This window comes from Lentilactobacillus parafarraginis DSM 18390 = JCM 14109 (genome assembly GCF_001435895.1).
GTDB classification, from domain to species: domain Bacteria; phylum Bacillota; class Bacilli; order Lactobacillales; family Lactobacillaceae; genus Lentilactobacillus; species Lentilactobacillus parafarraginis.
In genome coordinates, this window is record NZ_AZFZ01000048.1 from 1 (window position 1) to 23913 (window position 23913).

Here is a 23913-nt window from a genome sequence, read left to right on the forward strand (position 1 = left end):
TAAAAAGCTTGTTTTAAGACAGACCCTAATAGAATTTATCTTTCTATACTCATTGTTAGTTTAACTTATTTGTAAGCTTTAGAAAAGCATATTCAGGAAATCTTCCTTTGGAATGCCGGTGAAGTACTGGTTCAAGTCAACACTGTCAACGACTTTTTCAACGTCTTCCCGTTCAAAGCGCACGCCCTTTAATTTGTCCGCTAACTCGGTTGCATCCTTCGGCCCGAAGAAATCGCCAAAGAACGTCACGTTGGTAATCTTACCGTCATCAACTTGGAAACGGGCATCAATCGTGCCGGCAGTGAAGTGCTGACGCTTCTTAACGGTAAACTCTGGTGAATTCCCGTATACCCAGTTCCAGTTGTTATAAACGTCATCGAAAATCTTGTTAATGCCTTCCTGATCCTCATCGGTCAAATGATACTCTTTATCCTTGATTTGTGAAAGATCCTCAACGTGGAAGAGTTCCTTCAACAAGCGATCACGGAATTCAGGGGTGGTTAAGTTCTGATACTCGGGTGACAAATAGGGTTTCAGGTTGGTTACTCGTGAACGCACGGATTTAATGCCCTTGGACTTAATTTTGTCTTCAGGAACCGTCAAGGCGTTTGGAATGACGGATAAATCAACGTCCAACATCAGCGTGCCGTGTGAAAATGTCTTGCCGCCCTTGGTGTACATTGCGTTGCCAGAGAACTTCTTGCCATCAACGAGAATATCGTTTCGGCCACTGACCTCAACGGAAGTTGCGCCCATGTCATGCAATGCGTCAACAATCGGTTGAACAAATGATTTGAAGTCCCCGAATTCTTCACTGTCACTGTCAACCACGAAGCTAAAGCACAGGTTGCCAAGATCTTGGTAAACCGCGCCGCCACCGGAAAGCCGGCGGGTAACAACGATGCCGTGTTCATCAACGTACTTCTTGTTAATTTCTTCAAGCGTGTTCTGGTTGCGACCAACAATGATGCATGGTCCTTCGATGTAAAATAGAAGTAATGGTTCATCAAAATTAATTTCATTCATCAAATATTGCTCTGTCGCGAGGTTGCGACGGATATCATTAGACTTCATAACGTAATAATACATATCGTGAATGGCCCCTTTTCATTTATTCTTTCACAAAGATAATGGTAGCACCTCACGTAAGCGATTACAATCACAAGCGTTCAATGCCGCCGCCGACCAATTTTTATTACTTACAACTGGCCCTGAGAATGTTATAGTTAAGTAGAGAACAAAACGATTACGGGGTGAAGAAGATGGAAGAAAAAAATTATCGAAATGTCTTAGTACCAGTAGATGGCTCAGCAGTGACCAATTCAGTTGTCGACCGGGCAATCTCGGTTGCGCTGGCAAATGATGCGCATCTGGATATTTTAAATATCCTGGAGGTCAATCAGTTTAACCAGACCTATGGAAGTGCTGTAAGCGGGGACGTTGTTTTCAAGCTTACTGAAAATACCGAGGATAATCTTGAGAAAATCCGGAAGCGGGCCGTTGAAGCCGGTGTGAAAGATGTTGATATTCATATTCGCTTCGGTAATCCAAAGCCAATTATTGCCCGGGAATTTCCCCACGACCACAATACCGACGTTATCGTGATCGGCTCAACCGGTTTGAGTGCCGTTGAACGCCTGATCATCGGATCGGTCACGAGTTATGTGACCCGGACGGCAATTTGCGATGTGCTGATCGTGCGGTCAAAGAATGATCCAAAACCTGTTAAGTAATTTTAAACTATTTGCGTCATAGTCGGACCAGACAAGTTACATTGCCACTGGTCCGTTTTATTTTTACGTCATTAGGAGGGTTAATATGCCACCCAAATGGACTTTTCACGAATCCGTGCCCGCAGCTATGGACAACCGGTCCCTGAAAGCACTGCTTCATGAGTACTGGTTACTCCCCAAGCACCTGGTGTTTAGCATTCGAAAGGCAGAACGGGTACTGGTTAACGGCCGCTATCAACCAATTAATTTTCCGGTAAAGGCTGACGATCAAATCACCATGACCTTTTTACCCAGCGATTTTCGCCAGCCGTTTCCATCTGTACTCCCTGATCCCACGACCATGGTTGAAGTCCTCTATGAGGACCAGAATCTCATCGTCATTAATAAACGGCGGGGCGATAAAACCCACCCCAACCAACCGGGAGAAACGGGCGCAACTATCAATCATTTGGCCGCTTATCTCAAATCTGAAAACGGGCTGCCGTACATGGTGCATCGATTGGATCAGGAAACCAGTGGCGCCATCATCTTCGCTAAGAATCCGGCGGTTGTCCCCATCCTGGTGGCCAACATTGCCGCCAAACGCATCCAACGAACCTACCTGGCATGGGTGAGCGGTCGCGATTTGCCCGCCACCGGCACGATTACCCTGCCGATTGGCCTGGATCCGACCGATAAGCGTAAACGCGCCGTCAACGGGCCCCACGCCGCTGCAGCAACGACTCATTATCACGTCGTCCGAAAGGTTGGTGGAAACACCCTGTTGGAGATTCGATTGGAAACCGGCCGCACCCATCAAATTCGGGTCCATTTGGCAGCCATTGGTCACCCGTTAATTGGCGACCCATTATATAATGACACTGATACCGGCGCTTTAATGCTTCATTCTTGGAAGGTTGGCTTGGTCATGCCGTTCACCAATCAACTCGTCACCGTCACCGCGCCGATCCCCAACGACTTTCATGACTTTGAACGCCGAATTCAGCAGACTTAACCATTTGGAGGCGATCCATTTTGACAACTCTATTAAGCAGCCATTCCGCAACCCAACTCTCCAGCATGATTCGCGCTGGTGAAGTTTCGCGAAATGAGTTAGTTTCCGAACTCATCGCAACCATCACCCGCGACAATCCACGTCTCAACGCAGTCACTCATCTTTGGCCAGACCGCGCCCTTAAAATGGCGGCGGAATTTAAAGATACCGGTCAGCCATTTGCCGGCATTCCGATTCTATTAAAGGGATTGGGCCAGCCTCTCAAGGGGGAGATTGACTCCGGCAGTTCGTTTCTGCTCAAGGACAACGTCGCTTCTGAGACCAACTACTTCGTCAAACAGCTTCTAAAGGCCGGCTTAATTCCGGTTGGCGCAACCAACGCCCCCGAATTTGGCTTTAAGAACGTGACCGACTCAAAGCTTTTCGGAAACGCGCACAATCCGTGGAACGTTGATTATCAGCCAGGCGGTTCTTCTGGCGGTTCGGCGGCAGCTGTTGGCGCAAACTGGCTGCCAATCGCGGCCGGTAACGATGGCGGCGGTTCGATTCGAATTCCAGCGTCATTTTCAGGCGCCATTGGTCTCAAACCAACCCGTGGTCGAGTGCCCACCGGTCCCGGTGAGTGGCGCGGCTGGCAGGGCGCCGCGATTAACTTTGCTCTGACCCGGGATATTCAGGATACCGCCACCCTACTGGACGCCCTCAGCGTTGTTCAGTACGCCGCACCGTTTCAAGTTCCCCTTCCTAAGCGTAGCTTTCGGGATACGCTAAACGATCTGCCTCAAAATTTACGAATTGCGTTTTCCACAAAGTCTCCTGTCAAAACCCCGGTCTCCAATGCCGCTAAGGAAGCAGTTCGCCAAGCGGTAGCCTTCCTTAGGGCCCATGGATACCGAGTCGATGAGATAGATGCGCCCGTTGATGGGGTTCAATTAATGAAAACCTACTATCTGATGAATGCGGGAGAAACCGCCACAATGTTTGCCAACATGCCATTGGACGACGCGACCATTCACGCTCACGTCGAGCCACTCACATGGGCCTTAGCCGTTACTGGGCGGTCAATCTCGGCCGTTCAATACAGTCAGGCGCTCAGTTTCTGGGATCAGGTAACGGCGACTATGGATGACTTTTCGTCACAGTACGACCTCTATCTGACACCAACGACCGCCCATCAAGCCCCAAGAATCGATCAGCCTTTGGTTTCGGCTGAAAATCTCGACAAGCTGATTCATATCGCGGACTTTTCGCCAGCGGAACAACTTCAGTTAATCTGGGATCAATGGCTTTCCGCCCTCACCCTGTCACCGTTCACCCAGCTGGCCAACATTAGTGGTCAGCCCGCAATCAGCTTGCCAACCCACATTGAAAATGGCCTGCCAATCGGCATTCAATTGATTGCCAGAAAGGGCCGCGAAGATCTATTGCTTCAAATGGGAAACTTATTTGAAGCGGATGGCGCCTTAAAATTTAAAATGTAATTGATTTTTTCACTCAAGCCGGGTTAAGCAATTTGTTAAGTTGCCTAACCCGGTTATTGTTTTGACATGAGATTTCGAGCTTAAATACCTCTCTAGTTCTACCGCGACAAGGATGTTACCGGATTCTTGGATTTTGTTAAAGGTGAGACAATTTGATAGCGTATCAGTAAAGGCAGCAGTACAATTTGCTTAAATTCAACTCCCGCATCAACCGCTTGGAAAGGATCAATGATGACCGATGCGTAAACTAATTGGCTTCTTTCTTTCAATTGCCGTCGCAATTTCAATGTTAATTGATGGCTATATTGTCTTCTTAAACGGGCCGCGACACCTCGCAACCACTCGCGGGGATTCCGAATCAGAATCTTCCTCCTCAACCAAGAGCAGTTCAACTCAACATTCCGGCCAATACAAGAACGGAACATTTACCGGTAAAACCGTTAAAACCCAGTGGGGAACCGTTCAAGTTCGGGCATCCATTCAAAATGGGCAATTAACCACCATTAACGTGCTCAAATACCCCAACTCGGAAGATTACTCGCGGAAATTAAACAAACGCGTGCTGCCGACTTATCAGGCGGAGGCGATTAAAGCTCAGAGCGCAAACATTCATCACGTTTCCGGCGCGACCGTCACATATCATGGGTTTAAAGGCTCACTTCAGGACGCGCTTAATCAGGCAAAACAGAGTAACCAGCAAAATCAGCAGCCCAGCGGCAGGTGATCATCATGCAATCAACCAGTTATCCATTAAAAACAGCAGTCATTAACAAAATGACCATTCCATTTACCATTCGAATCGCCCTCTGTCATGAAATAAACGGTTTCAACCATTTCTTTTCGGATTTAATCCGTTTAATCGCCCAGGATCTCACAACAATTGATCGCGAATTTTCACCATTTAGATCCGAATCGCTGCTTTCGCATTTCCGAAACGGTGATCTCAGTCCCTTGGAGACGTCCGATCGATTTGCGGAGGTTTTTACCCTTTCTCAAACAGCCAAAAATGAAACTGCTGGTTTTTTTAATCCATTTTTTGATAGCGGTTACAATCCAACTGGGCTTGTCAAAGGTTGGGCAATCGCCACCATCTTCGATCACCGATTGCGCCCCTTACTCGCCGATCCGGAAATTGTTGGTGTTTCATTTAACGGTGGTGGCGATATCATCACCGCTGTCAGTTCAACCACACGATTTCGCTGGACTGTTGGCATCGAAGATCCCAACGATGACAAATTGATCCTGGGAAAATATGACCTTACCAATCAGGGAATTGCCACTTCCGGTCTCAACCGCCGTGGTGAACACATTAGCCGAACGCCAAGCACCATTAAACAAGTCACCATCATTAGCGATAGCCTGGTGTTCGCTGACGTGTGGGCAACCGCCGGAATGGCCGCGGGAACAGGCAAATTTAACCAGCTAATCAGTACTTACCGACTAAGCGGTGTCTACGTTGATGGTCTGCAGGGTCAGGTTCCCTTTTCGAGAGGAGAAATTCAACATGTTAAAACACCATAATTACGCTCTGGGACTCACATGGGCCATCATCCTCTTCGTAGTCCCACTGCCGTTTATTCAAACCCTTGCCGTCGGCCTGCCAGCAGATTACTCAGATGAATTTCAGGCGATTTATTTTGGGGCGATTGCCTATGCCTGGATGTTAGTTGCAATCTATTTGAGTACCCGGCCAAAGTGGTTAGACCGCCTTATTGGGCTGCCGGATATGTACGTCATCCATGGCATCATCAGCATTGCCGCCATTTACCTTATCTACCTCCATCAAAGCGAAACTGAATCGATGGGCTGGATCAAAACCACCGGTAACTGGGCGTATTGGCTGTTACTAGGATTGTTGGGCTATTCGCTCATCTTCATGGCGGGCTGGCTGACCAGCCGTCTAACATTCCTCAATACGATTAAAACTTGGCTGGAGCCGCTATTTAAACACGAAGTATCCATTTGGATTCACCGGCTTAACCTGGTGGCAACCGTTCTGGTCTTCATCCACGTGATTCTAATTAACTACGTCACCGCAATTAAACCGTTTATGTTCTGGTTTTACCTTTACAGCACATTTGCACTAATCACTTACGGCTGGTCGACCTACCAAAATTGGGTTGGCACCACCCGCGCGTCATTGACTACCAATACAGAAATCGCCGATAACGTCCGTGAACTGGACATTCAACCAAATACCAAGCTCAATCTACTGCCCGGTGACTACGTTTTTATATCATTCCCAACAATGAAAGGATTGAAAGAAGGTCATCCCTTCTCAATTGTTAATTCACCAACTAATTCCGATACCATCAAACTCGCCATTCGGGGTGACGGCGACTTCACGAGATCACTGGCCCAGGTCCCGACCGGCAGCCAAGTGAGAATAACCGGTGGCTACGGCCGTTACCAGCAATTTTTAAATGAACGGCCGGAATTCTCAAGCCTTGTGATTATCGCGGGTGGCATTGGGGTGGTCCCGCTACTGTCGATTATTAGCAGTCATCCCGATGATCGTATTCATTTCTTTTACACCGCCCATCGAAAGGCCGACCTGCTTTATTCGGAACAACTAAGGCAGTGGCAGAAACGGCCAAATTTCAAAATGTCCCAACAGGTTGGGCGATTCGCGGACTCTGAAATTATTCGGCAACTGCCTGAAAATTGGCAAACTGACTCACTGTTCCTTATTGGTGGCCCAAGCAAGATGATGCGTCATTGGAAACGCGTCCTCTATCGTCATGGCGCTTCAAGCGGCCAAATGTATTCCGAAGAGTTTAACTGGTAAATCGGTTGGCAATTCGATAACGGTAAGTTTCCTTTGAACTTAGTCCATAACAAAAGAAGCTGCATTTCCGATTGGGGAAATGCAGCTTCTTGTCTTGACCGGCAGGACAAATGTCCCGACCGTTCAGATTTTAGTAATCGTTAAATTACTTGTTAAGTGGTGTCCAGTTCCATTGAGTTACTTCAGGAAGATCGGTACCAACTTCGCGAATGTAAGCATTGTGCTTGTCAATCGTGTTGTTCATACGTTGGATGAAGTAGCTACCCTTAACTGCGTATGATGGAATGTGAGCCACAGCATCAGCAGCAAGGTGGAAGCGATCCAATTCGTTCAAGACACGCATATCAAATGGTGTGGTGATATCACCGTTTTCACGGTAACCATGAACGTAAAGGTTGTGGTTATGACGATCGAAGAAGATATCCTTAATCATATCTTCGAAGCCGTGCCATGCAAAGATAACAGGCTTGTCAGTTGTGAACAAGTTATCAAATTCTTCATCAGAGATACCACGAGGATCCTTCTTAGGTGAGTTAAGACGCAGGATATCAACAACGTTGATAAAGCGAATCTTCATCTCAGGGAATTCCTTGTTCAAGATTGAGATTGCGGCCAAAGCTTCCAGGTTAGGTTCGCTACCAGCAGCAGCAAAGACAACGTCTGGTTCTTCACCCTGATCAGTTGATGCCCAGTCAATGTAGCCAAGACCATTCTTAACGAGGTTTTGAGCTTCATCCATTGAGTACCACTGACGACGAGGGTGCTTTGAAGTAACAATCAAGTTGATCTTTTCGTAAGTTCTGAATGCGGAATCACCAACGGCTAACAATTCGTTAGCATCAGCTGGCAAGTATTCACGGATGAATTCAGGCTTCTTTTCAGCTAAGTGAGTTAACATACCTGGATCTTGGTGGGTGTATCCATTATGATCTTGCTGGAATACTGTTGAAGTATCAACAAAGTTCAATGATGGGTATTCCTTACGCCATGATTGTTCCTTAGCTTTACGTAACCACTTGAAGTGTTGAGTCAACATTGAGTCGACTACTCGTCCAAATGATTCATAAGTTGCGAAGAAACCGTGACGACCAGTTAATACGTAACCTTCAAGCCAACCTTCAGCTTGGTGTTCTGACAATTGTGAATCAATAACGCGACCGGCGTTAGCCATGTTCTCGTCATATGGTTCATGAATGTCTTCCATCCATTGACGCTTACCATCATCAAGTAAGCTGTAAAGACGGTTAGACTTGCTTTCATCGGGACCGAAGCCACGGAAAGTAGTTGGGTTCAACTTAGAAACAGCATCTAACCACTTGGACCATTCAACCATATCTTGGCGTTGTTCCGTACCACGCTTGTCGAATTTAACTTCGAAGTCACGGATATTAGGGAACTTCAATGGTTCTGGCTTGATACCACCGTTAGTAATTGGGTTAACTGACATCCGTTGTTCGCCCTTAGGAGCAAATTCACGGATTTCTGGCTTCAATGTGCCATTTTCGTCGAATAATTCTTCCGGCTTGTATGACTTCAACCAGTCAACCAATTCATCGGCATGTTCCATGTCATTTGCATCAACAGGAATTGGAACTTGGTGAGCACGGAATGAACCTTCGATAGGGTTACCATCGAGATCCTTCTTAGGACCAGTCCAGCCTTTAGGTGAACGGAAGATGATCATTGGCCATACTGGTAACTTAACGTTTTCAGGAGTCTCGTTTTCACGAGCATTCTTTTGAATAGCCTTGATCTTTTCAATAACAGTATCCAATGTCTTGGCAAATTCAGCTTCAACCTTCGCATGGTCAGTATCAGCAGTTGCTTCAACAAAGTGGGCTTCCCAACCCATACCTTTGAAGTAATCAGTCAATTCTTCATCACTCATTCGTGAAAGAATTGTTGGGTTAGAAATCTTAAAACCGTTCATGTTAATGATAGGCAATACAGCACCATCGGTAATTGGGTTGATGAACTTGTCAGAGAACCATGATGCAGCCAATGGGCCGGTTTCTGATTCACCATCACCAATTTCAACAGCAGCGATTACATCTGGGTTGTCCAAGATTGCACCGGTACCATGTGAAAGTGAGTAACCAAGTTCGCCACCTTCATGGATTGAACCTGGTGTTTCTGGTGCGGCATGAGAAGCAACTCCACCTGGGAATGAGAATTGCTTGAACAATTTCTTCATACCTTCTTCGTCTTGAGAGATGTTTGGATAAATCTCTGAATAACTACCGTCAAGGTATGAGTTAGAAACCATAACTTGGCCACCGTGACCTGAACCTTCAATATAGAACATGTTCAAATCGTACTTCTTGATGGCACGGTTCAATTGAGCGTAGATGAATGTTTGAGAAACAATTGTGCCCCAATGGCCAATTGGCTTAACTTTAACATCATCTGACTTCAAAGGACGCTTGAGCAATGGATTGTCACGCAAGTATAACTGACCTACTGAAAGGTAGTTTGCGGCACGCCAGTACTTGTCTAGCAGATCCAAATATTCTTTGGAATCGTAATCTACTGTCATTAATTAACACTCCTTCTAAGATATAACAACAAAGCTACTGTATAGAATGTTCGTAAAATTCATCAATTAGCCTTGAATCAATTTACATGACTAATACTAAACTATTCTCAGTAAAAGTCAACCTTTTTGCAAATTGATACGGTCCAATATTTTGAGTTTCCAAATTCCTATACTTATATGCCATTATGCGTGATGTAAGGGTAATAGTCCATTAATTCTTCCATATTGTAACAAAAAATTTACAGGCCAAAAGTGACGCTAAATTTGAGCCGCTATTTTAAGCTGAAAGACCCGCTAAACTAAAAAACACGCATCCCCAAAATGGAAATGCGTGCCTCCAGCTGCCATCAATTGACGGCCATTTATCGGTTTTCGTTCAAATCAACGAACGTATTATAATTCAAGTATTTGTAATGCAGGCGCATGTTGGAAACTTCAAACGGCGTACCATCATCCAGGAAGAAAATGCCTTCCATAACCCCAACCGGTTCGACCGGTTTCAGGTTCAGCAGCTTCTGGTCCTCACCGGTCGACGGCTCCGTCGTGATTGTCATAAATGACTTGGTCACCGCTTTACCCGTTGTATCTTCAAAGTAATTGAAGATCGATCCTTCAACCCGTTCCTTGTTCAACTCCGGAGCCACGCGAATTGGGATGTAGCCCAGCTCAATCATAAATGGTTTATCCTCAAATGTCCGCAGACGTTTGATTTCATAAACAAACTCCCCGGGATCCAGAAACAGCTCCGTTTGTAATTCGTCGCTGGCCGGAATGACGTTGAAGTCCAACAACTTAATCTTGGGCACTTCGCCATTGCTTTTGAAACTGTCCGTGACCCCCAAGTTAGACCCCTCGTACTGGAAGATCGATCGGTTCTTTTGAAACAGCGGGTTGATAAAGGTCCCCGAGCCCCGTTTTTTGAAAATAATCCCCTGGTTTGCCAAAACATTCAAAGCCCGTTTGACCGAACTGCGGCTAACACCGTAAGATTCGCTGAGACTACGTTCGTCTGGTAAGCGCTTTGAATCGAACTCATTTTTCTTAATTCGATCCTTCAAATCTTTCATGATGTTTTGATACACTAAATCAGCCATGCTGTCTCCTTAATTCATTCGTTCATTGACATTATTAAATAAGTATACCAGATATTTATTGCAAATTCAGACGGAAATGCCGGAAACGATGTGCTAAAATGTTCCTGAGGTGTTACGAAATGGCAAAGAAGAAGCATAAAAAAGTTCATAAAACATTAGTTGAACAAATTCTGGATAAAAACAACATTCCGTTTGAGCAAAAGGAATTTCCGACCCATCAGGAAGGCGACGTCGCGCAAATCAGCGTGGACCACGTTGACGAAAATGAACACCAAATTTTCAAAACCCTGGTTCTCACTGGCAAAACAACTGGCCCGGTTGTTGGGGTGGTACCGGTCGATGAACATCTTGACGAAAAGAAACTCGCCAAGGCGTCCGGCAATAAAAAAGTCAGCATGGTGCCGTTAAAGGATCTCCTCAAAACAACCGGTTACCAGCATGGTGCCAACACCCCGATCGGTATCTGGGAAAAATTTAAGTATCCTATATATATTGACCAGGAAGCCCAGCAAATGGGAAAAATTATCGTTTCGTCAGGTCAGATTGGCCGCTCGGTGATGGTTGACGCCGAACAAATGCGCCAGCTAGTCCACGGAACGTTTACCGATTTAAAGGAAAAATAACGAATGATCAAGTCAATTATCATTGATATCAGTGTGGTACTCGGTTTACTAATCGGCGTACCATTTCTTTTTATCTATATTTTGGCCGGTATCAACCGGCAATCAAAGGCGCTTCTGGTCCGTCGCTTCGGCGTTCGGAGCCAGGTTTTGTTCGGCTGTTTGGGAATTGTGGTTCACGAACTTAGCCACTTAATTATCGCCGTTATCTTCGCCCACCAAATTGTGAGCGTTCGGTTGATCAAGTTCCCAAAGGACACCGATCCCAGTCTCGGCTACGTGAATCATCGCTGGAATCCCCATAATCTTTACCAAAGCGTCGGCAACCTCTTCATTGGCGTGGCCCCGGTCTTTGGCAGTTGCGCGGTCATTGCGCTGCTGGCCAAATTACTGATTCCAAATGCCTATCAGTGGCTGCAAACCATTGCCCAAAATCCGCAGCTAATTGCCAGTCTGCCATTACCTTCGATCAACTGGCTCAGTAGTCTTTTCTTTCTCCTATTGACCGCCAACATTTGCATTGGCGGCTTTGAACTGAGCGCTGCCGACTACCACAACGCCCTTCAGGGACTTTTCAAGACCATCGTTGTCATTGTTTTTATCACGCTGTTACTGTTATTCATGCCGTTTCAGGCCGCGGTTTTTAGTGCCGGGATCCAGCTCATTAAAATCATGGGGCTCATTTTAACCGGAAACGTCATCGTCTCACTGATTGTCAACGGCCTGCTGCGTTTCTTGTAACTAGCGTTCACCCTGCCACTCGGCCACAAACTCCTTTAAAAAGTCGCGCATCACCTTTTGGCGGTGGGCGGCAATTTTTTTGGCCGTCGGGGTATTCATGTCGTCTTCGAGTTTGAGGAGCTTTTCATAAAAATGATTAATCACGGTGCCCCGCTGACGATATTCAGCCTTGTCCATGTTGGTTCGGGGCATGATACGCGGATCGTACATCACTTCGCCAAAGTGACCGCCAAAATAAAACGTCCGGGCAATCCCAATTGCCCCAATGGCGTCTAAGCGATCAGCGTCTTGAACAATCTGCCCTTCAATGGATAATTGGTATGCGTTCTGAAGGTTGGCGCTAAATGACATGTGGTCAATAATCTCAAATACGTCCGCGATGAATGCGTCGTCATACCCAATCTCGACCAACTTTTGCCGAATTTTGGCTCGTTTTGCGGCTGGATTCGTCGTAACCTTGTCATCGCTCACGTCGTGGAGATATGCGGTCACCAATACCAGCTCATCGTTGGCTGTTTCAGATTCCAAAATTTTTCTCGCCAAGCTGACAACCCGCATGATGTGGGTAAAGTCATGGCCCGACGTTTCAAACGCCAGTTCCTTTTGAACGAAAGCTCTGATTTGTCGTAATTTTTTTATCATCACACTACCTCATTTACGTCATTTTTCGTCACCTAGGCATGACGATCTTGATACATCGTGATTAAATCACTAAGCATTCGCTGGTATGAGTCACCCGCAGGTATTCGCGGATCATCAAACCAGCCGCTGCCCTCATTAAAAATTTCGCCAATCATGATATTTCTAACTGTGCGGCTTAAAAGGAGCCGGTCTGCTTGATCACTCGTTATCCCAACTAATGCCCCGTCAACGCTTGTCCGAATTTCCCGAATCAAATCTTGAACCTCTGGCACCTCTTGAGCGGTTGGGGAAATCGCCATGATCGTTTTAAATAACCCAAAGTTTGCCAACGCCACTTTTCGAAATTTGACTGCGACTGCGACAATGGCTTTCCCTGAATCGTCAGACTTGTTGGCTTGTTGCATTGCCGCCAACAATTGTCGAAGGACCCAGGCAAACAGTTCGATTAATAATTCCTCGCGATTTTTAAAATACGGGTACAGCGCTTGTGAATGGGTTCCAAACTGCTTGGAGAGTGTCGTGAATGATAATTGCTGACCTGAATTGAGCATGTCAGCGGCTCGGTTCAAAATGAGTTGTTTTGAGAGTTTTCGCGGTTTGGACACGCATACCCCTTCTTTCGCCATAAACGGTTGAAAAGTTTAAAAAGCAGTCTATAATTACAAACCGTAAATATAAATTACAGTCTGTAAATAAACCATATCTCACTTTAATCGGGATAACAAGGAACTTTGTAGCAAAGACTAAATTCGTGAAAAGAAGTGTCTGGGTATGACAATTCTCATCCTTCTATTACTTGGCTTTGTGGTTGGCACATTGGTGACCGCCATGGGTGGCGGCGGGGCGGCCATTTATTTGGGCATTTTGACGGCATTCTTCCACTTAACTCCCCATTCAGCAGCCGCCACATCACTGGTGACCGCCTTTTTGCCGCTGTTAATCGGCGCGTATGCTTATTATCGCCAGGGCAATATTCAATTTAACATTGGTTCAAGAATGCTAGCGATTGCCCTGCCAGCCGTCATTATCGGTTCACTGATCGCGCCCAGTATCCCCGAACTCATCTACCGAGTCATCATTGCGGGAATCCTCATACTGTTAGGGATCCAGATTCTTTACCGGACCAGCAAACCCAGTACCACTCAAAAATCTCCCCGTGGCCGGCGGTTACTGATGGTCGCCTTTGGCATTATCAGCGGCCTCATGGTCGGCATTGGCGGCCTCAGTGGCGGCGGCCCCATTGTTGCGAGCCTCCTGTTAATGGGGTTGGATACGTTACAGGCAACGGCAACCTCTTCATACGTTTTGGTTGGAATGACATTTGTCGGCATACTGTTTCATATTTCCACGGGCGCAGTAGACTGGTCAGCCGGACTTAACCTCATGATTGGCGCAATGATCGGCGCGTTCTGCAGTCCCATCTTACTTGGACGCTTAAATCCAGCCCGGCTAAACGCGATCATGAGACCAACGATGGGCATTGCTCTGGTAATAATGGGCGGCCTTAGTCTTATTTCTTGAAAGATAGGCAAACCTTAATAACGTTAACCACACGAAAACACCGCCGGCCACATGAAAGTGGGCAGCGGTGTTTTCGTAGATCTTTATTAAGGAAGGAATCGTGCAAATCAAAGCGTCTCACGGCTTGGTTTTTCACGGCGCCAATCCAAATGAAACTGTTAGGACCGACGTCAATTCATGACCTTATTTTTCAACGTTCGTCCCATTGTAATCATCAATCATAATCTGCTTCAGATCAGCAATCAATGGTTCCTTTGGGTTAGCAGTTGTGCATTGATCTTCATAGGCAAGTACTGACAACCGGTCAACGGCGGCGTCAAACTTGTCCTTGTCAACGCCCCATGCCTTCAAGCTGAGGGTAACGCCAACTGAGTGAGCCAGGTCGATGAATTTCTGAACGAGTCCTTCGATCAATTCTTCATCATTCTTACCTTGGACACCCACGTAACGGGCGATTTCAGCGTAATCTTTATTTGCCCGGAAGTATTCGTACTTCGGCCATACCGCGATCTTTTCTGGCAGTTTGGCATTGTAACGAATGACATGGGGAACGGTGATCGCAATGGCGATGCCGTGGGTAATACCAAATTCGCCGCCAAGTTTGTGAGCAACTGAATGAGTGATCCCCAGGAAGGCATTTCCGAAGGCCATTCCGGCAAGGGTGGCAGCATTGTGCATTTCTTCACGCGCATGGGTGTCACCGTTGTATGACTTGGTCAGGTTATCAAATACCAGCTTGATTGCTTGCAGTGACAATGGCCGAGTGTAATCAGAAGCCATGGTTGAAACAAATGATTCAATTCCGTGGCAAAGGGTATCAAGACCAGAAGCGGCAACGGTCCCCTTTGGAACTGACTCAACAAATTGTGGATCTACGATGGCGACGTCAGGAGTCAACGCGTAGTCGGCCAACGGGTACTTAACGTGCGTCTTGGAGTCGGTAATAACGGCAAATGGTGTTACTTCTGAACCGGTTCCTGAAGTTGTTGGAATTGCGATCATTTGTGCTTTGCGAGGCTTGTTGAAACGGTAAGCCCGCTTTCTGATGTCGATGAACTTCTGCTTGGCACCGAAGAAGCTGGTCTTAGGATCCTCGTAGAATAACCACATGTTCTTAGCAGCGTCAAGTGGGGACCCACCGCCAAGGGCGATAATGGTATCAGGCTTGAACAGGCGCATTTGGGCAACCCCTTTTTCAACCGTATCAGTTGAAGGATCGGGTTCAACGTCTGAGAAGAGTGAGTACTGGATTTCATTTGGTCGGCGCTTTAATTCATCAAGAACCTTATCAACGTAGCCGTGTTCCACCATTCCCGGCGTGGTAACGATGAAGACCTTGTTGATGCCTGGCATGTCGTCGAGGTAGCGAATTGACGTCTTTTCAAAGTAAACCCGTGGTAATTTAACCCATTGCATATTATTTCGTCTCTTTGCGATAGTTTTGATGTTGAGCAGGTCATAATCGGTGACGTTATGAGAAATGGAGTTGGCACCCCATGACCCGGTTCCTAACGTCAATGATGGGGTCATTTCGTTATAAAGGTTCCCGATACCTCCGAAACCACCTGGTGTGTTAACCAATACCCGGGCAGCCTTCATCTTAACGCCAAATTTGAGAGCAATATCATCGTCAGTCGTTTGGATGGCTGCGGTATGGCCTAAGCCGCCAAAGTTGAGTAATGCTTCACAAATTGCAAAGGCATCTTCATGACTCTTGGCTTTGTAGACACTGATCACTGGGCTGAGCTTTTCAGCTGAAAGTGGGAATTTTTTACCCACACCGGTTAATTCAGCAGCCAAAACCTTTGTGTTATCAGGAACTTTAATTCCAGCTAATTTAGCGATGGCCTTAGCTGACTTACCAGCGATTGGACCGCGAACACTGCCGCGTTGAGGGTCAAACATTGCTTCGGCTAACTTACCCTGTTCCTTCTTTGGAACAAAGTAAACGCCGTTCTTAACGAAGTTTGCTTTAACTTCGTCATAAATTTCGTTATCAATAACGGCACTGTTTTCAGTGGCACAAATCATCCCGTTATCAAAGGTCTTTGAAAGGACAATATCGTTAACTGCCCGAAGAATGTTCGCGGTTCTTTCAATATAAACTGGACCATTACCAGGACCAACCCCTAAGGCTGGCTTACCGGTTGAGTATGCGGCCTTCACCATGCCGGGACCCCCAGTTGCCAAGGTGCTGGCAACGCCGGGGTTGTTGATTAATTTGTTAGTAGCTTCAATACTTGGTTCGTCAATCCACTGAATAGCGCCTTCCGGAGCACCGGCAGCAATTGCGGCGTCGCGAACAACCTTGGCAGCAGCGATTGAGGATTTCATTGCTTGCGGATGGAAACTGAAGATGATGGGGTTTCGGGTCTTCATTGCAATAATTGATTTAAATAAAGCGGTTGAAGTTGGGTTGGTAACCGGTGTGATTCCGGCAAGCACGCCCAGCGGTTCAGCAACCGTGATCAATTGGCGTTCGGTATCGTTTTTGATAACGCCAACGGTCTTGTGATCGCGAATACTGTGCCAAATTTCTTCGGTTGCGTACATATTCTTAATCGCCTTATCTTCGGCAACCCCACGGCCGGTTTCTTCAGCGGCCATGATGGCTAATTCCATATGTTTGTCTTGGCCGGCCATTACCATTGCGTGGGTAATGTGGTCAACCTTCTCCTGATCAAATGAATCCATAATTTCAAGGGCTTTTTGAGCTTTTGAAACTAACTTGTTAATCATGTCATCGACGTTCGTCTTTTCGGGCTTTGCAGTCTTAATGGCTTTTACTTTATTATCAAGCATTTCTTAGCCTCCATGAAAATTTTTCTGAAAAGTTAGTTGTTATCTATTTCACAAAACTAACTATATCACGAAATTTTCAAATGTAAACAGTTTTGCTCAAAAAATCACAATTTTATTTTCATTGGCTGTATCCCCTGATACTATTGGGATATGAAAAAGCGGGGGGCCCTTTCGAGTCCTCCGTTTTCATGGAAGCGATTACATTATCGCCATGTGAACATATTAACTATTTATCAATTTTAGTGAGTGGCTTTGCAACGATTTTCAACAGTGCTTCTGACTGAAGCCGATCAATAATCACATTAACGGCAACCTGCATGAGTTTATCATTCAAATTCTTCTCTTCGAGGGCCTGACTATTACGGTTATTAATATTCTTGAACGAGAACATCAGCCGTTTAATAAACGTATCATAAGCCTGCTGCGGATAAATCGTGGCGGTCACCTGATCGATCGCGTGACGAATCGTTTCAAGTGAGAAGGCTGGTTTCAGGAGACTAATCAAAATAACGTCGGCAATCTGCATGGTTTGGTACTTTTTCTTAACCGGGGCCATGATCGCCTTGCGTTTAACGTAGTTGTTGATCATTGCGGGGGTTATCGGATCCACCCCAATCGGCCCCAGAATCTCATTCACCAGCGCGGTCAGTTGGTCCATGTAAAGCTCAAACTTAGGCAAGTCTGCCCACAGCGGCAATTCAACGGTTTTTAATTTCTGCTCCCAACGATCATATTGGGCATATTCTTCATCAGTTGTTGGCATGGTTGTCACCTCTTATAAATCATTATACCATACTACCTAGTTTTAATGACTAGAATACCTAACATTTTTAAATCACATTCCCGCCATCAAAAAACGCAACCCTCCATAAAGGAGAATTGCGATCCGACTTATCACTTTAAATGTGGGATTAGGACTGATTCCGGTGGCGATCATAAAGCGCTTGAATTAATTCAAGGCCACCAAAGAATATGACGGAACCGCCCATCCCCCTCAAAAAGGTGATCAAATAAGTTGTCCAAAAGAGATGCCCGGTTTGAAAAAGGTCAATGCCACCTTTGATGATGGTCAACACAACTGCCAAAGCGGCGATTAATTCAATTTCCCAAAGCACGTTAGCGAGATATTTTTTCAATGACCGACGCTCCTTGTATTTTGAAAGTTAAAGTTTTGAATGGCACGATGATCATAATGGCGCCACAAATTACTTGTTTGCGCGACGAGCCCTTCTTCTTTCCCGCCGGTCCAGAACGGCAGCAATCACGCCCTGCATGAAAATATAGAGCGGATAAGCCGTTGCAATCAGCGGAATTGCGTACAGCCAGATGTCCTTATCGAAGAAGGACACCAGCGAAAAGATGTTGTTGAAGAAGATAATGATGGCCAAAAATGCGGCCAGAACCGCTAAATCCAGTCCTAATTTTAACCGATTCCACGGTCGTGATACCAGCACCAGTGCCAACCAGCAGATCGCCCCGGTCAATAACACACATAGGGTTGACGTAAATTCATATGGCAACCCGAAAAACCGGCCGGCAAGCTCAATGACCAGAATGTACTCCACGATACAAACTGCCGCGGGAGCCGAGATAATCAGGACTTGGCGCATAAATTGATTGGTAATTCGGCTAAAGTTAGCTTCCAAAGCCAGGAAGAACGACGGAATCCCAACCATCAGCGACGTGATTGGTGTTAACTGAATGGGTTCAAAGGGATACTGCATCGCTAAGAACACGAAGATAATCGCCAGGGCGACTGAATACATCGTCTTTATCAGATACATTGAAGCCACCCGCTCAATGTTATTAATAACCCGGCGGCCTTCGTTCAGCACGTCAATCATGGCGTCAAAGTTGGAGTTAATCAGCACGAAGTCAGCAATACTCTTCGTGCTCTCACTACCGGACGCCATTGCGATGCCACAATCCGCCTGCCGGAGGGCCAATAAATCGTTGACCCCGTCACCCGTCATGGCAACGGTGTGCTTCTGGGCCTGCAGCGCGCTAATCAGCTGCTTCTTCTGATCAGGCGTCACCCGGCCAAACACAGTATTTTCAGTCACAATTTTGCCAAAGTCGGCATCATCTGGCACCGTCGACATATCAATCAGCTTATCAGCGTTTTCGATTCCGGCGTTCGTCGCAATCGTGGCAACCGTGGTCGGGTCATCACCAGAAATCACTTTGATGGTCACCCCCTGATTTTTAAAGTAGCCAAACGTGTTTTTCGCGTTAGGACGAATAACGTCTGAAATAAGGCTTAAGCCAAGCAGCTGCGGATTTTCAAGCGGTTTCTCCGCGTCCAATTCATCAACCTTGGCAATTGCCAATACCCGGTATCCCTGCTTCGCATAGGTTTGGATTTGATCCTGTATCGATTTGGATAATTGATGAAAAATAAACTGGGGCGCGCCAAACACAAACTGTTCATCTTTGCCAAACTCCACGCCGCTCCACTTCCGCTGCGATGAAAATGGCACGATGGTCTGTGGTGTCAGTAAGGGGTCGGAAAAAGCCCGTTTAATCGCCCGTGCGGTTTCGTTTGTATCGCCGGTTCCATAAGCAATGCCAGCCAAAATTCGCTCCAGCTGAGCGGTGGTAACGTCTTTCATAAGTGGAATTGCGCGTTCAAATTTCAAGTCACCACTGGTAATCGTGCCGGTCTTATCCAGACAGATCACGTCCACCCGAGCCAGCGTTTCAATGGCCGGCAAATCACGAACCAGGGTTTTCTTTCTTGCCAAATGCATAGCGGAAACCGCCAACGTGACCGACGTTAACAGAACCAGGCCCTCGGGAATCATTCCAATCATCGCGGCAACCGTCCCTAAAATCGCGCGGTCGAGGTTGTTGCCACCAAGTAATTTGGCAACAAACAGAATCAATCCCAGCGGAATAATCACGTAGGTTAGCACCTTGATGATCCGATTGATCGTGTTGATCAGGATACTAGACGTGTCGCCGCCCTTCTTAGCCTCGTCGGCAATATGGTTAACGAAGGTCTGAGCGCCGACTTTAGTGACCAGCATTTTCCCGGAACCCCCAATCAAGTAGGTTCCAGAGGTTAATTTATCATTGACGGCCTTGGAAATGGTCCGTGACTCACCGGTAATCGGGGATTCATCAACCTCCATTCCCCGCGACTGCATTACCGTCCCATCGACGGGAATTTGATCCCCCCGATTCAGAACAAGAACGTCACCCAGGACAAGATCTTCCGGATAAATTTCTGCCGGCTGACCGTCACGAATAACGGTTGCCTTGCCCTCAGCCAGAAGTACCATCTTATCAACCTGGCGTTTCGAGCGGATTTCCTGAATGATACCGATCATCGTGTTGAAAATCGCAATTCCCAAGAATAGTAAGTTTTTATAACTGCCGGTGTAGAAAACCAGGGCCCCCAGCACCACGTTAATTAAGTTAAATAACGTGAAAATATTGGCCCGAAAAATGTCCTTAACACTTCGAGTCAGCGACTGTTCACCCGTATTTTTATGACCACTCTGAATTTGGTGCTCAACCTGGGCGGAAGAAAGGCCTTGCTCAGGGGTTACTTCAGAAATATTCACGTCTGCCATCCAATTGAACACCTCGCTTTTACTCATATTGTACAAAAGAACCGGCCAATCCACACGACTTTTACCCGGACACAAAAGAAGTTTAAGAAATTCGCTTAGTTCTATTCTATAACAAAGTCGCAAAGCGCTTACAGTTGTTTGATTAGAATATGGTAGAATGAATCCAGTTACTCAAACTATAGGGGGTCAGACATGTTTAAACCAGATGAAACGACTTATAAATTAAACGACGGCAATCAGATGCCGGTTCTCGGTTTCGGCACTTACAAGCTTGATAAGCCCGAACTGATGAATCAAAGTGTCCAGACGGCTTATAACGCCGGTTATCGGCTATTTGATACCGCCCAATATTATCGAAACGAAAAAATGCTCGGTGATGCCATCCGGAATTTAGGGGTTCGCCGTGAAGACGTCTTTATTACCGATAAAGTGACCGAAATGAACCAGGGCCATGACCTGACCATTAATAGTACAGATTTTTCTCTTCAACAATTGGGCACCGACTACATCGATCTGTTATTAGTCCACTGGCCGGTTGCCGAACACTTTTTTGAAACTTGGGAAGCATTTGAAGAGCTGAAGAAACAGGGTAAGGTCCGTTCAATCGGTGTTAGCAACTTCACCCGCTCTCAGCTGGAACTGCTCAAGACGCAGGCTAATGAGATGCCAGTCGTTAACCAGATCGAAACCCATCCCTATTTAACCCAGGCACCGCTCATTAAGTTCGATCACGATCAGTCAATTGTTACTCAGGCATGGAGTCCACTTGGCCGCGGTCTCCTATTAGATAACCCGATGATTAACAAAATGGCGGCCCATCACCACAAGTCCGCTGCCCAAATTATTTTACGCTGGGATATTCAACGAGGCGTCGCGGTCATTCCGAAGTCGCAAGATCCGAAACGAATTGCTCAAAACGCGGATCTAAATTTTGAACTCAGCGGCGATGAAATGTCGATGCTGGATGTGATGAATCGCAACCAGCGAACTGGCAATGAACCGGAATTGGTTTATGAGTTGGGCAAACAGTATAAGATGTATCAACAATAAGCGCTGGCTTGACTTTTCGGTCACTTTAATAATGCGAATATGCACCAAACCAGGCAGGTCCACGAACGTTTTTGTTCATGGATCTGCCTGGTTTCGTTGAAGTTCTGAATTATTATTGGTTAGTACTGGTTTTCAGTTCCTTGGTGGGTGGTCGCCTGCTACCTGGATTAAACGGGCTCCGACGCCCGCGCTGGAAGCGCTGGCTAGCCCCATGGGGCTACGACCCTGACCCCTACACATAACGCGTAAAGAACCGTCAATGGACAAAGCCCGCCCATCAACGGTTCTTTACGCGTTATGCACCGGGGTCAACCCGGGTCGAGTCGCACTCTATTTTTCATTCACCTTCTGCTTCAACACCTCGCCCAACTTCTGCAAAGCGTCTTCACGGGTCTTAATCACATCCATGTTCCAGATGATTGAATCGATGTCGCCACCGACAAAATCAAACTTTTCATAATAGATATATGGATCCTTGTCACTCTTTTGGAAGACCTTATCGATTTGCTTGGAGAATCCCTTCGCCCAATCATCGTCATCCATTTCTTTGAAGTCAATCTTGGTAATGTAGCCCTTTTGATTAATTAAATCAACGGCTTTGTTAACTTCATCCTTCGAAAAAGTAAATTTATCTTCGGGCTTCTCTTCTGCATCGGCCTTTTTTTCTGCAGCACTCACTTTAGCTTTCTGAGCCATAAGATACATCCCCTTATTTATGTCTACTTTAAGCCTAGCACTGTTTTTGTTCAAAATTAAGAAAAAAGTCGTTGAAGCACCAATTTCCTTAAAAAATTGCTTGTGTCAGCGTATAATTAGATGTAGTCTGATGTTTACATAACCAGATATGAAACATACTATATTTTGAAATGAGGAATAGAATTTTGGGCGATAGCCAGTTAATGACCAATTTATTGATTATTATAGTTACGTTCTTCTTCGCCGCGTTTTTCGTGGCGAGTGAATTTGCACTTGTTCAGTCAAGACTCAGTGCGTTGGAAGAAAGAAAAAAAGCTCTTGAAGATGCCAAGGTAACAAAGGGTAAGAAGCTCACTAAGATTAACCGAGAGATTAAGATGGTCACCAACTTGAACGAGTATCTGTCCACCACCCAAGTTGGTGTCAGCCTCGCCGGGATCATCTTAGGGTACATTGGTGAATCATTTGTTGTGACGATCCTCGTTGACGTTATGGAAATCCATAACTCACCAATCGATCCGACAACCGCTCATGCCATTGGCGCGGTTCTTGGGATTGTCATCCTGACGTATTTGGAAGTTGTTTTAACTGAAATTGTACCGAAAAATATCAGTATCGACATGCCAATGAAGGTCTTGAACTTTATTTCCACTCCCCTTCATTACTGTCACATCCTGTTTTACCCGTTCGTATGGTTATTAAACGTTTCGGCTAACGGCATTGTCAAACTTTTGGGACTGCCATTTGCCAATGAAAATTCAGAATCATTTTCGCAAGCAGAAATTCTAAGCTTATCAAAAAACGCCGTTAAAAGTGGTGAACTTGAACAAAATGACTACCTATATATGCGGCGAGCCTTTCAGTTAAATGATAAGGTTGCTAAGGACATCATGATCGACCGGACCCAACTGGTCGTGATTGACATTACAACCACCGTCAAACAAGCCGTTCAAGTTTACCTGCAAAAGAAATTCAGCCGAATTCCGGTGGTGGCAAATAACGATAAGGATAAAATCCTCGGCTACGTCTACAATTATGATTTAATTCGCCAGTCACAAGTTGACTCGACGGTTAAGGTAGACCGCCTACTACGAGATATTTCAACCACTCCGGAAATGACTCCGATTACCGATGTCCTTCACCAAATGATCGATAAACGGACCCCCATTGTGGTCGTCGTTGACGAATATGGTGGGACTTCCGGGATTATCACCGACAAGGATATCTACGAAGAGTTGTTTGGAACCGTTCGGGATGAAATCGATCCATCATTTACCGAATACATCTTTAAACAGCCAAACGGCACCTATCAAGTCAGTGGTAAACTCACCACTCACGATTTTGAACGATACTTTGACGCCGATTTCCCTGAATTTACCAGTTCAGACGCGGTAACATTAGCCGGATACTTCCAGGATAATTATCCTGACTTAAAGGCTGGTGAAAAAATTTCGTTTGAAAACTTCGACTTCAAAATTGTTGACCTCGAAAATTCCTTTATCAATTGGTTTGAGGTCACCAAGCACGAGCCGGTGAAAACCGCAAGTGACGATGACGATCATGATGATCAGTCAAAGTCCGATCAAAAGAATTAATCCTAACTATAAGAGACTGACGCAAACCTTAAGTTTTGTCGT

21 protein-coding genes are annotated in these 23913 nt (G+C 46.0%); 11 read left to right on the plus strand and 10 right to left on the minus strand.

Annotated elements, in window-relative coordinates; translation table 11 throughout:
• Nucleotides 1-78: 78 nt before the first annotated feature.
• Entirely contained in the window at nt 79-1089 is a 1011-nt protein-coding gene (locus tag FD47_RS10485) for a lipoate--protein ligase (RefSeq protein ID WP_008212652.1), read from the minus strand.
• Nucleotides 1090-1262: 173 nt separating this feature from the next.
• Between FD47_RS10485 and FD47_RS10490 the strand changes: the two genes are divergently transcribed.
• From FD47_RS10490 to FD47_RS10515, 6 genes are all read left to right on the plus strand, one after another.
• Complete coding sequence (locus tag FD47_RS10490; protein ID WP_008212650.1) at nt 1263-1733, plus strand: universal stress protein; 471 nt, start codon at nt 1263-1265, stop codon at nt 1731-1733.
• Nucleotides 1734-1818: 85 nt separating this feature from the next.
• Complete coding sequence (locus FD47_RS10495) at nt 1819-2727, plus strand: RluA family pseudouridine synthase (RefSeq protein ID WP_054735581.1); 909 nt, start codon at nt 1819-1821, stop codon at nt 2725-2727.
• 17 nt (nt 2728-2744) lie between these two features.
• The gene (locus FD47_RS10500; protein WP_082402645.1) at nt 2745-4208 is read left to right on the plus strand and encodes an amidase; all 1464 of its coding nucleotides are present in this window, start codon (nt 2745-2747) and stop codon (nt 4206-4208) included.
• 238 nt (nt 4209-4446) lie between these two features.
• On the plus strand, nt 4447-4932 hold the full coding sequence (locus tag FD47_RS10505; protein ID WP_054735587.1) for an FMN-binding protein: 486 nt from the start codon (nt 4447-4449) through the stop codon (nt 4930-4932).
• A gap of 5 nt (nt 4933-4937) precedes the next feature.
• Nucleotides 4938-5729, plus strand: a complete 792-nt coding sequence (locus tag FD47_RS10510; RefSeq protein ID WP_054735589.1) for an FAD:protein FMN transferase — start codon at nt 4938-4940, stop codon at nt 5727-5729.
• Entirely contained in the window at nt 5713-6996 is a 1284-nt protein-coding gene (locus tag FD47_RS10515; protein WP_054735592.1) for an FAD-binding oxidoreductase, read from the plus strand. Before FD47_RS10510 ends, FD47_RS10515 begins: the two co-directional genes overlap by 17 nt.
• A 145-nt stretch (nt 6997-7141) precedes the next feature.
• On the opposite strand, the gene FD47_RS10520 is transcribed toward FD47_RS10515, so the two are convergent.
• A complete protein-coding gene (locus FD47_RS10520; RefSeq protein WP_054735595.1) occupies nt 7142-9532 on the minus strand; it encodes a phosphoketolase family protein in 2391 nt (796 codons plus the stop codon).
• A 362-nt stretch (nt 9533-9894) separates the two neighbouring features.
• Nucleotides 9895-10626 carry a GntR family transcriptional regulator gene (locus FD47_RS10525; protein ID WP_008212642.1) on the minus strand — a complete coding sequence of 244 codons (732 nt, stop codon included), beginning with the start codon at nt 10624-10626 and terminating at the stop codon, nt 9895-9897.
• A 119-nt stretch (nt 10627-10745) separates the two neighbouring features.
• Between FD47_RS10525 and ybaK the strand changes: the two genes are divergently transcribed.
• Together ybaK and FD47_RS10535 are read left to right on the plus strand one after the other, a co-directional pair.
• Nucleotides 10746-11249: a Cys-tRNA(Pro) deacylase gene (gene ybaK, locus FD47_RS10530; RefSeq protein ID WP_040537767.1), complete on the plus strand. Its 504-nt coding sequence runs from the start codon at nt 10746-10748 to the stop codon at nt 11247-11249.
• A 3-nt stretch (nt 11250-11252) separates the two neighbouring features.
• Nucleotides 11253-11987 (plus strand): hypothetical protein, encoded by a 735-nt coding sequence (locus FD47_RS10535; protein ID WP_054735598.1) that lies wholly within the window; start codon nt 11253-11255, stop codon nt 11985-11987.
• Here FD47_RS10535 and FD47_RS10540 read toward each other — a convergent pair whose 3' ends face one another.
• Nucleotides 11988-12629: an HD domain-containing protein gene (locus FD47_RS10540; RefSeq protein ID WP_054735601.1), complete on the minus strand. Its 642-nt coding sequence runs from the start codon at nt 12627-12629 to the stop codon at nt 11988-11990.
• Nucleotides 12630-12661: 32 nt separating this feature from the next.
• Complete coding sequence (locus FD47_RS10545; RefSeq protein ID WP_054735604.1) at nt 12662-13234, minus strand: TetR/AcrR family transcriptional regulator; 573 nt, start codon at nt 13232-13234, stop codon at nt 12662-12664.
• A 166-nt stretch (nt 13235-13400) separates the two neighbouring features.
• On the opposite strand from FD47_RS10545, the gene FD47_RS10550 reads away from it, so the two are divergent.
• Nucleotides 13401-14150 (plus strand): sulfite exporter TauE/SafE family protein, encoded by a 750-nt coding sequence (locus FD47_RS10550; RefSeq protein WP_054735609.1) that lies wholly within the window; start codon nt 13401-13403, stop codon nt 14148-14150.
• A gap of 183 nt (nt 14151-14333) precedes the next feature.
• Here the strand turns inward: FD47_RS10550 and adhE are convergent, their stop codons facing one another.
• From adhE to FD47_RS10570, 4 genes are all read right to left on the minus strand, one after another.
• Nucleotides 14334-16952, minus strand: coding sequence for a bifunctional acetaldehyde-CoA/alcohol dehydrogenase (gene adhE, locus FD47_RS10555; protein ID WP_056980652.1), 2619 nt, complete (start codon nt 16950-16952; stop codon nt 14334-14336).
• A 226-nt stretch (nt 16953-17178) separates the two neighbouring features.
• Nucleotides 17179-17715, minus strand: a complete 537-nt coding sequence (locus FD47_RS10560) for a DUF1836 domain-containing protein (RefSeq protein ID WP_056980653.1) — start codon at nt 17713-17715, stop codon at nt 17179-17181.
• Between the two features lie 148 nt (nt 17716-17863).
• Nucleotides 17864-18088 (minus strand): hypothetical protein, encoded by a 225-nt coding sequence (locus tag FD47_RS10565; protein WP_008212634.1) that lies wholly within the window; start codon nt 18086-18088, stop codon nt 17864-17866.
• Between the two features lie 69 nt (nt 18089-18157).
• A complete protein-coding gene (locus FD47_RS10570) occupies nt 18158-20530 on the minus strand; it encodes a cation-translocating P-type ATPase (RefSeq protein WP_173585512.1) in 2373 nt (790 codons plus the stop codon).
• A 192-nt stretch (nt 20531-20722) separates the two neighbouring features.
• On the opposite strand from FD47_RS10570, the gene FD47_RS10575 reads away from it, so the two are divergent.
• Nucleotides 20723-21580: an aldo/keto reductase gene (locus FD47_RS10575; protein WP_054735618.1), complete on the plus strand. Its 858-nt coding sequence runs from the start codon at nt 20723-20725 to the stop codon at nt 21578-21580.
• Between the two features lie 330 nt (nt 21581-21910).
• On the opposite strand, the gene FD47_RS10580 is transcribed toward FD47_RS10575, so the two are convergent.
• Entirely contained in the window at nt 21911-22276 is a 366-nt protein-coding gene (locus FD47_RS10580; protein ID WP_040537764.1) for a class I SAM-dependent methyltransferase, read from the minus strand.
• A gap of 170 nt (nt 22277-22446) precedes the next feature.
• Between FD47_RS10580 and FD47_RS10585 the strand changes: the two genes are divergently transcribed.
• On the plus strand, nt 22447-23871 hold the full coding sequence (locus tag FD47_RS10585; protein WP_056980654.1) for a hemolysin family protein: 1425 nt from the start codon (nt 22447-22449) through the stop codon (nt 23869-23871).
• The last annotated feature ends 42 nt before the right edge of the window (nt 23872-23913 follow it).

Bases quoted from the DNA above. Each gene is read 5' to 3' on its own strand.
- FD47_RS10540 (WP_054735601.1), bottom strand. From the start codon at position 12,629: ATGATAAAAAAATTACGACAAATCAGAGCTTTCGTTCAAAAGGAACTG.
- FD47_RS10535 (WP_054735598.1), top strand. From the start codon at position 11,253: ATGATCAAGTCAATTATCATTGATATCAGTGTGGTACTCGGTTTACTA.
- FD47_RS10525 (WP_008212642.1), bottom strand. From the start codon at position 10,626: ATGGCTGATTTAGTGTATCAAAACATCATGAAAGATTTGAAGGATCGA.
- FD47_RS10495 (WP_054735581.1), top strand. From the start codon at position 1,819: ATGCCACCCAAATGGACTTTTCACGAATCCGTGCCCGCAGCTATGGAC.
- adhE (WP_056980652.1), bottom strand. From the start codon at position 16,952: ATGCTTGATAATAAAGTAAAAGCCATTAAGACTGCAAAGCCCGAAAAG.
- FD47_RS10580 (WP_040537764.1), bottom strand. From the start codon at position 22,276: ATGGCTCAGAAAGCTAAAGTGAGTGCTGCAGAAAAAAAGGCCGATGCA.
- FD47_RS10520 (WP_054735595.1), bottom strand. From the start codon at position 9,532: ATGACAGTAGATTACGATTCCAAAGAATATTTGGATCTGCTAGACAAG.
- FD47_RS10515 (WP_054735592.1), top strand. From the start codon at position 5,713: ATGTTAAAACACCATAATTACGCTCTGGGACTCACATGGGCCATCATC.
- FD47_RS10485 (WP_008212652.1), bottom strand. From the start codon at position 1,089: ATGTATTATTACGTTATGAAGTCTAATGATATCCGTCGCAACCTCGCG.
- ybaK (WP_040537767.1), top strand. From the start codon at position 10,746: ATGGCAAAGAAGAAGCATAAAAAAGTTCATAAAACATTAGTTGAACAA.
- FD47_RS10505 (WP_054735587.1), top strand. From the start codon at position 4,447: ATGCGTAAACTAATTGGCTTCTTTCTTTCAATTGCCGTCGCAATTTCA.
- FD47_RS10550 (WP_054735609.1), top strand. From the start codon at position 13,401: ATGACAATTCTCATCCTTCTATTACTTGGCTTTGTGGTTGGCACATTG.
- FD47_RS10560 (WP_056980653.1), bottom strand. From the start codon at position 17,715: ATGCCAACAACTGATGAAGAATATGCCCAATATGATCGTTGGGAGCAG.
- FD47_RS10575 (WP_054735618.1), top strand. From the start codon at position 20,723: ATGTTTAAACCAGATGAAACGACTTATAAATTAAACGACGGCAATCAG.
- FD47_RS10585 (WP_056980654.1), top strand. From the start codon at position 22,447: ATGAGGAATAGAATTTTGGGCGATAGCCAGTTAATGACCAATTTATTG.
- FD47_RS10570 (WP_173585512.1), bottom strand. From the start codon at position 20,530: ATGGCAGACGTGAATATTTCTGAAGTAACCCCTGAGCAAGGCCTTTCT.
- FD47_RS10490 (WP_008212650.1), top strand. From the start codon at position 1,263: ATGGAAGAAAAAAATTATCGAAATGTCTTAGTACCAGTAGATGGCTCA.
- FD47_RS10510 (WP_054735589.1), top strand. From the start codon at position 4,938: ATGCAATCAACCAGTTATCCATTAAAAACAGCAGTCATTAACAAAATG.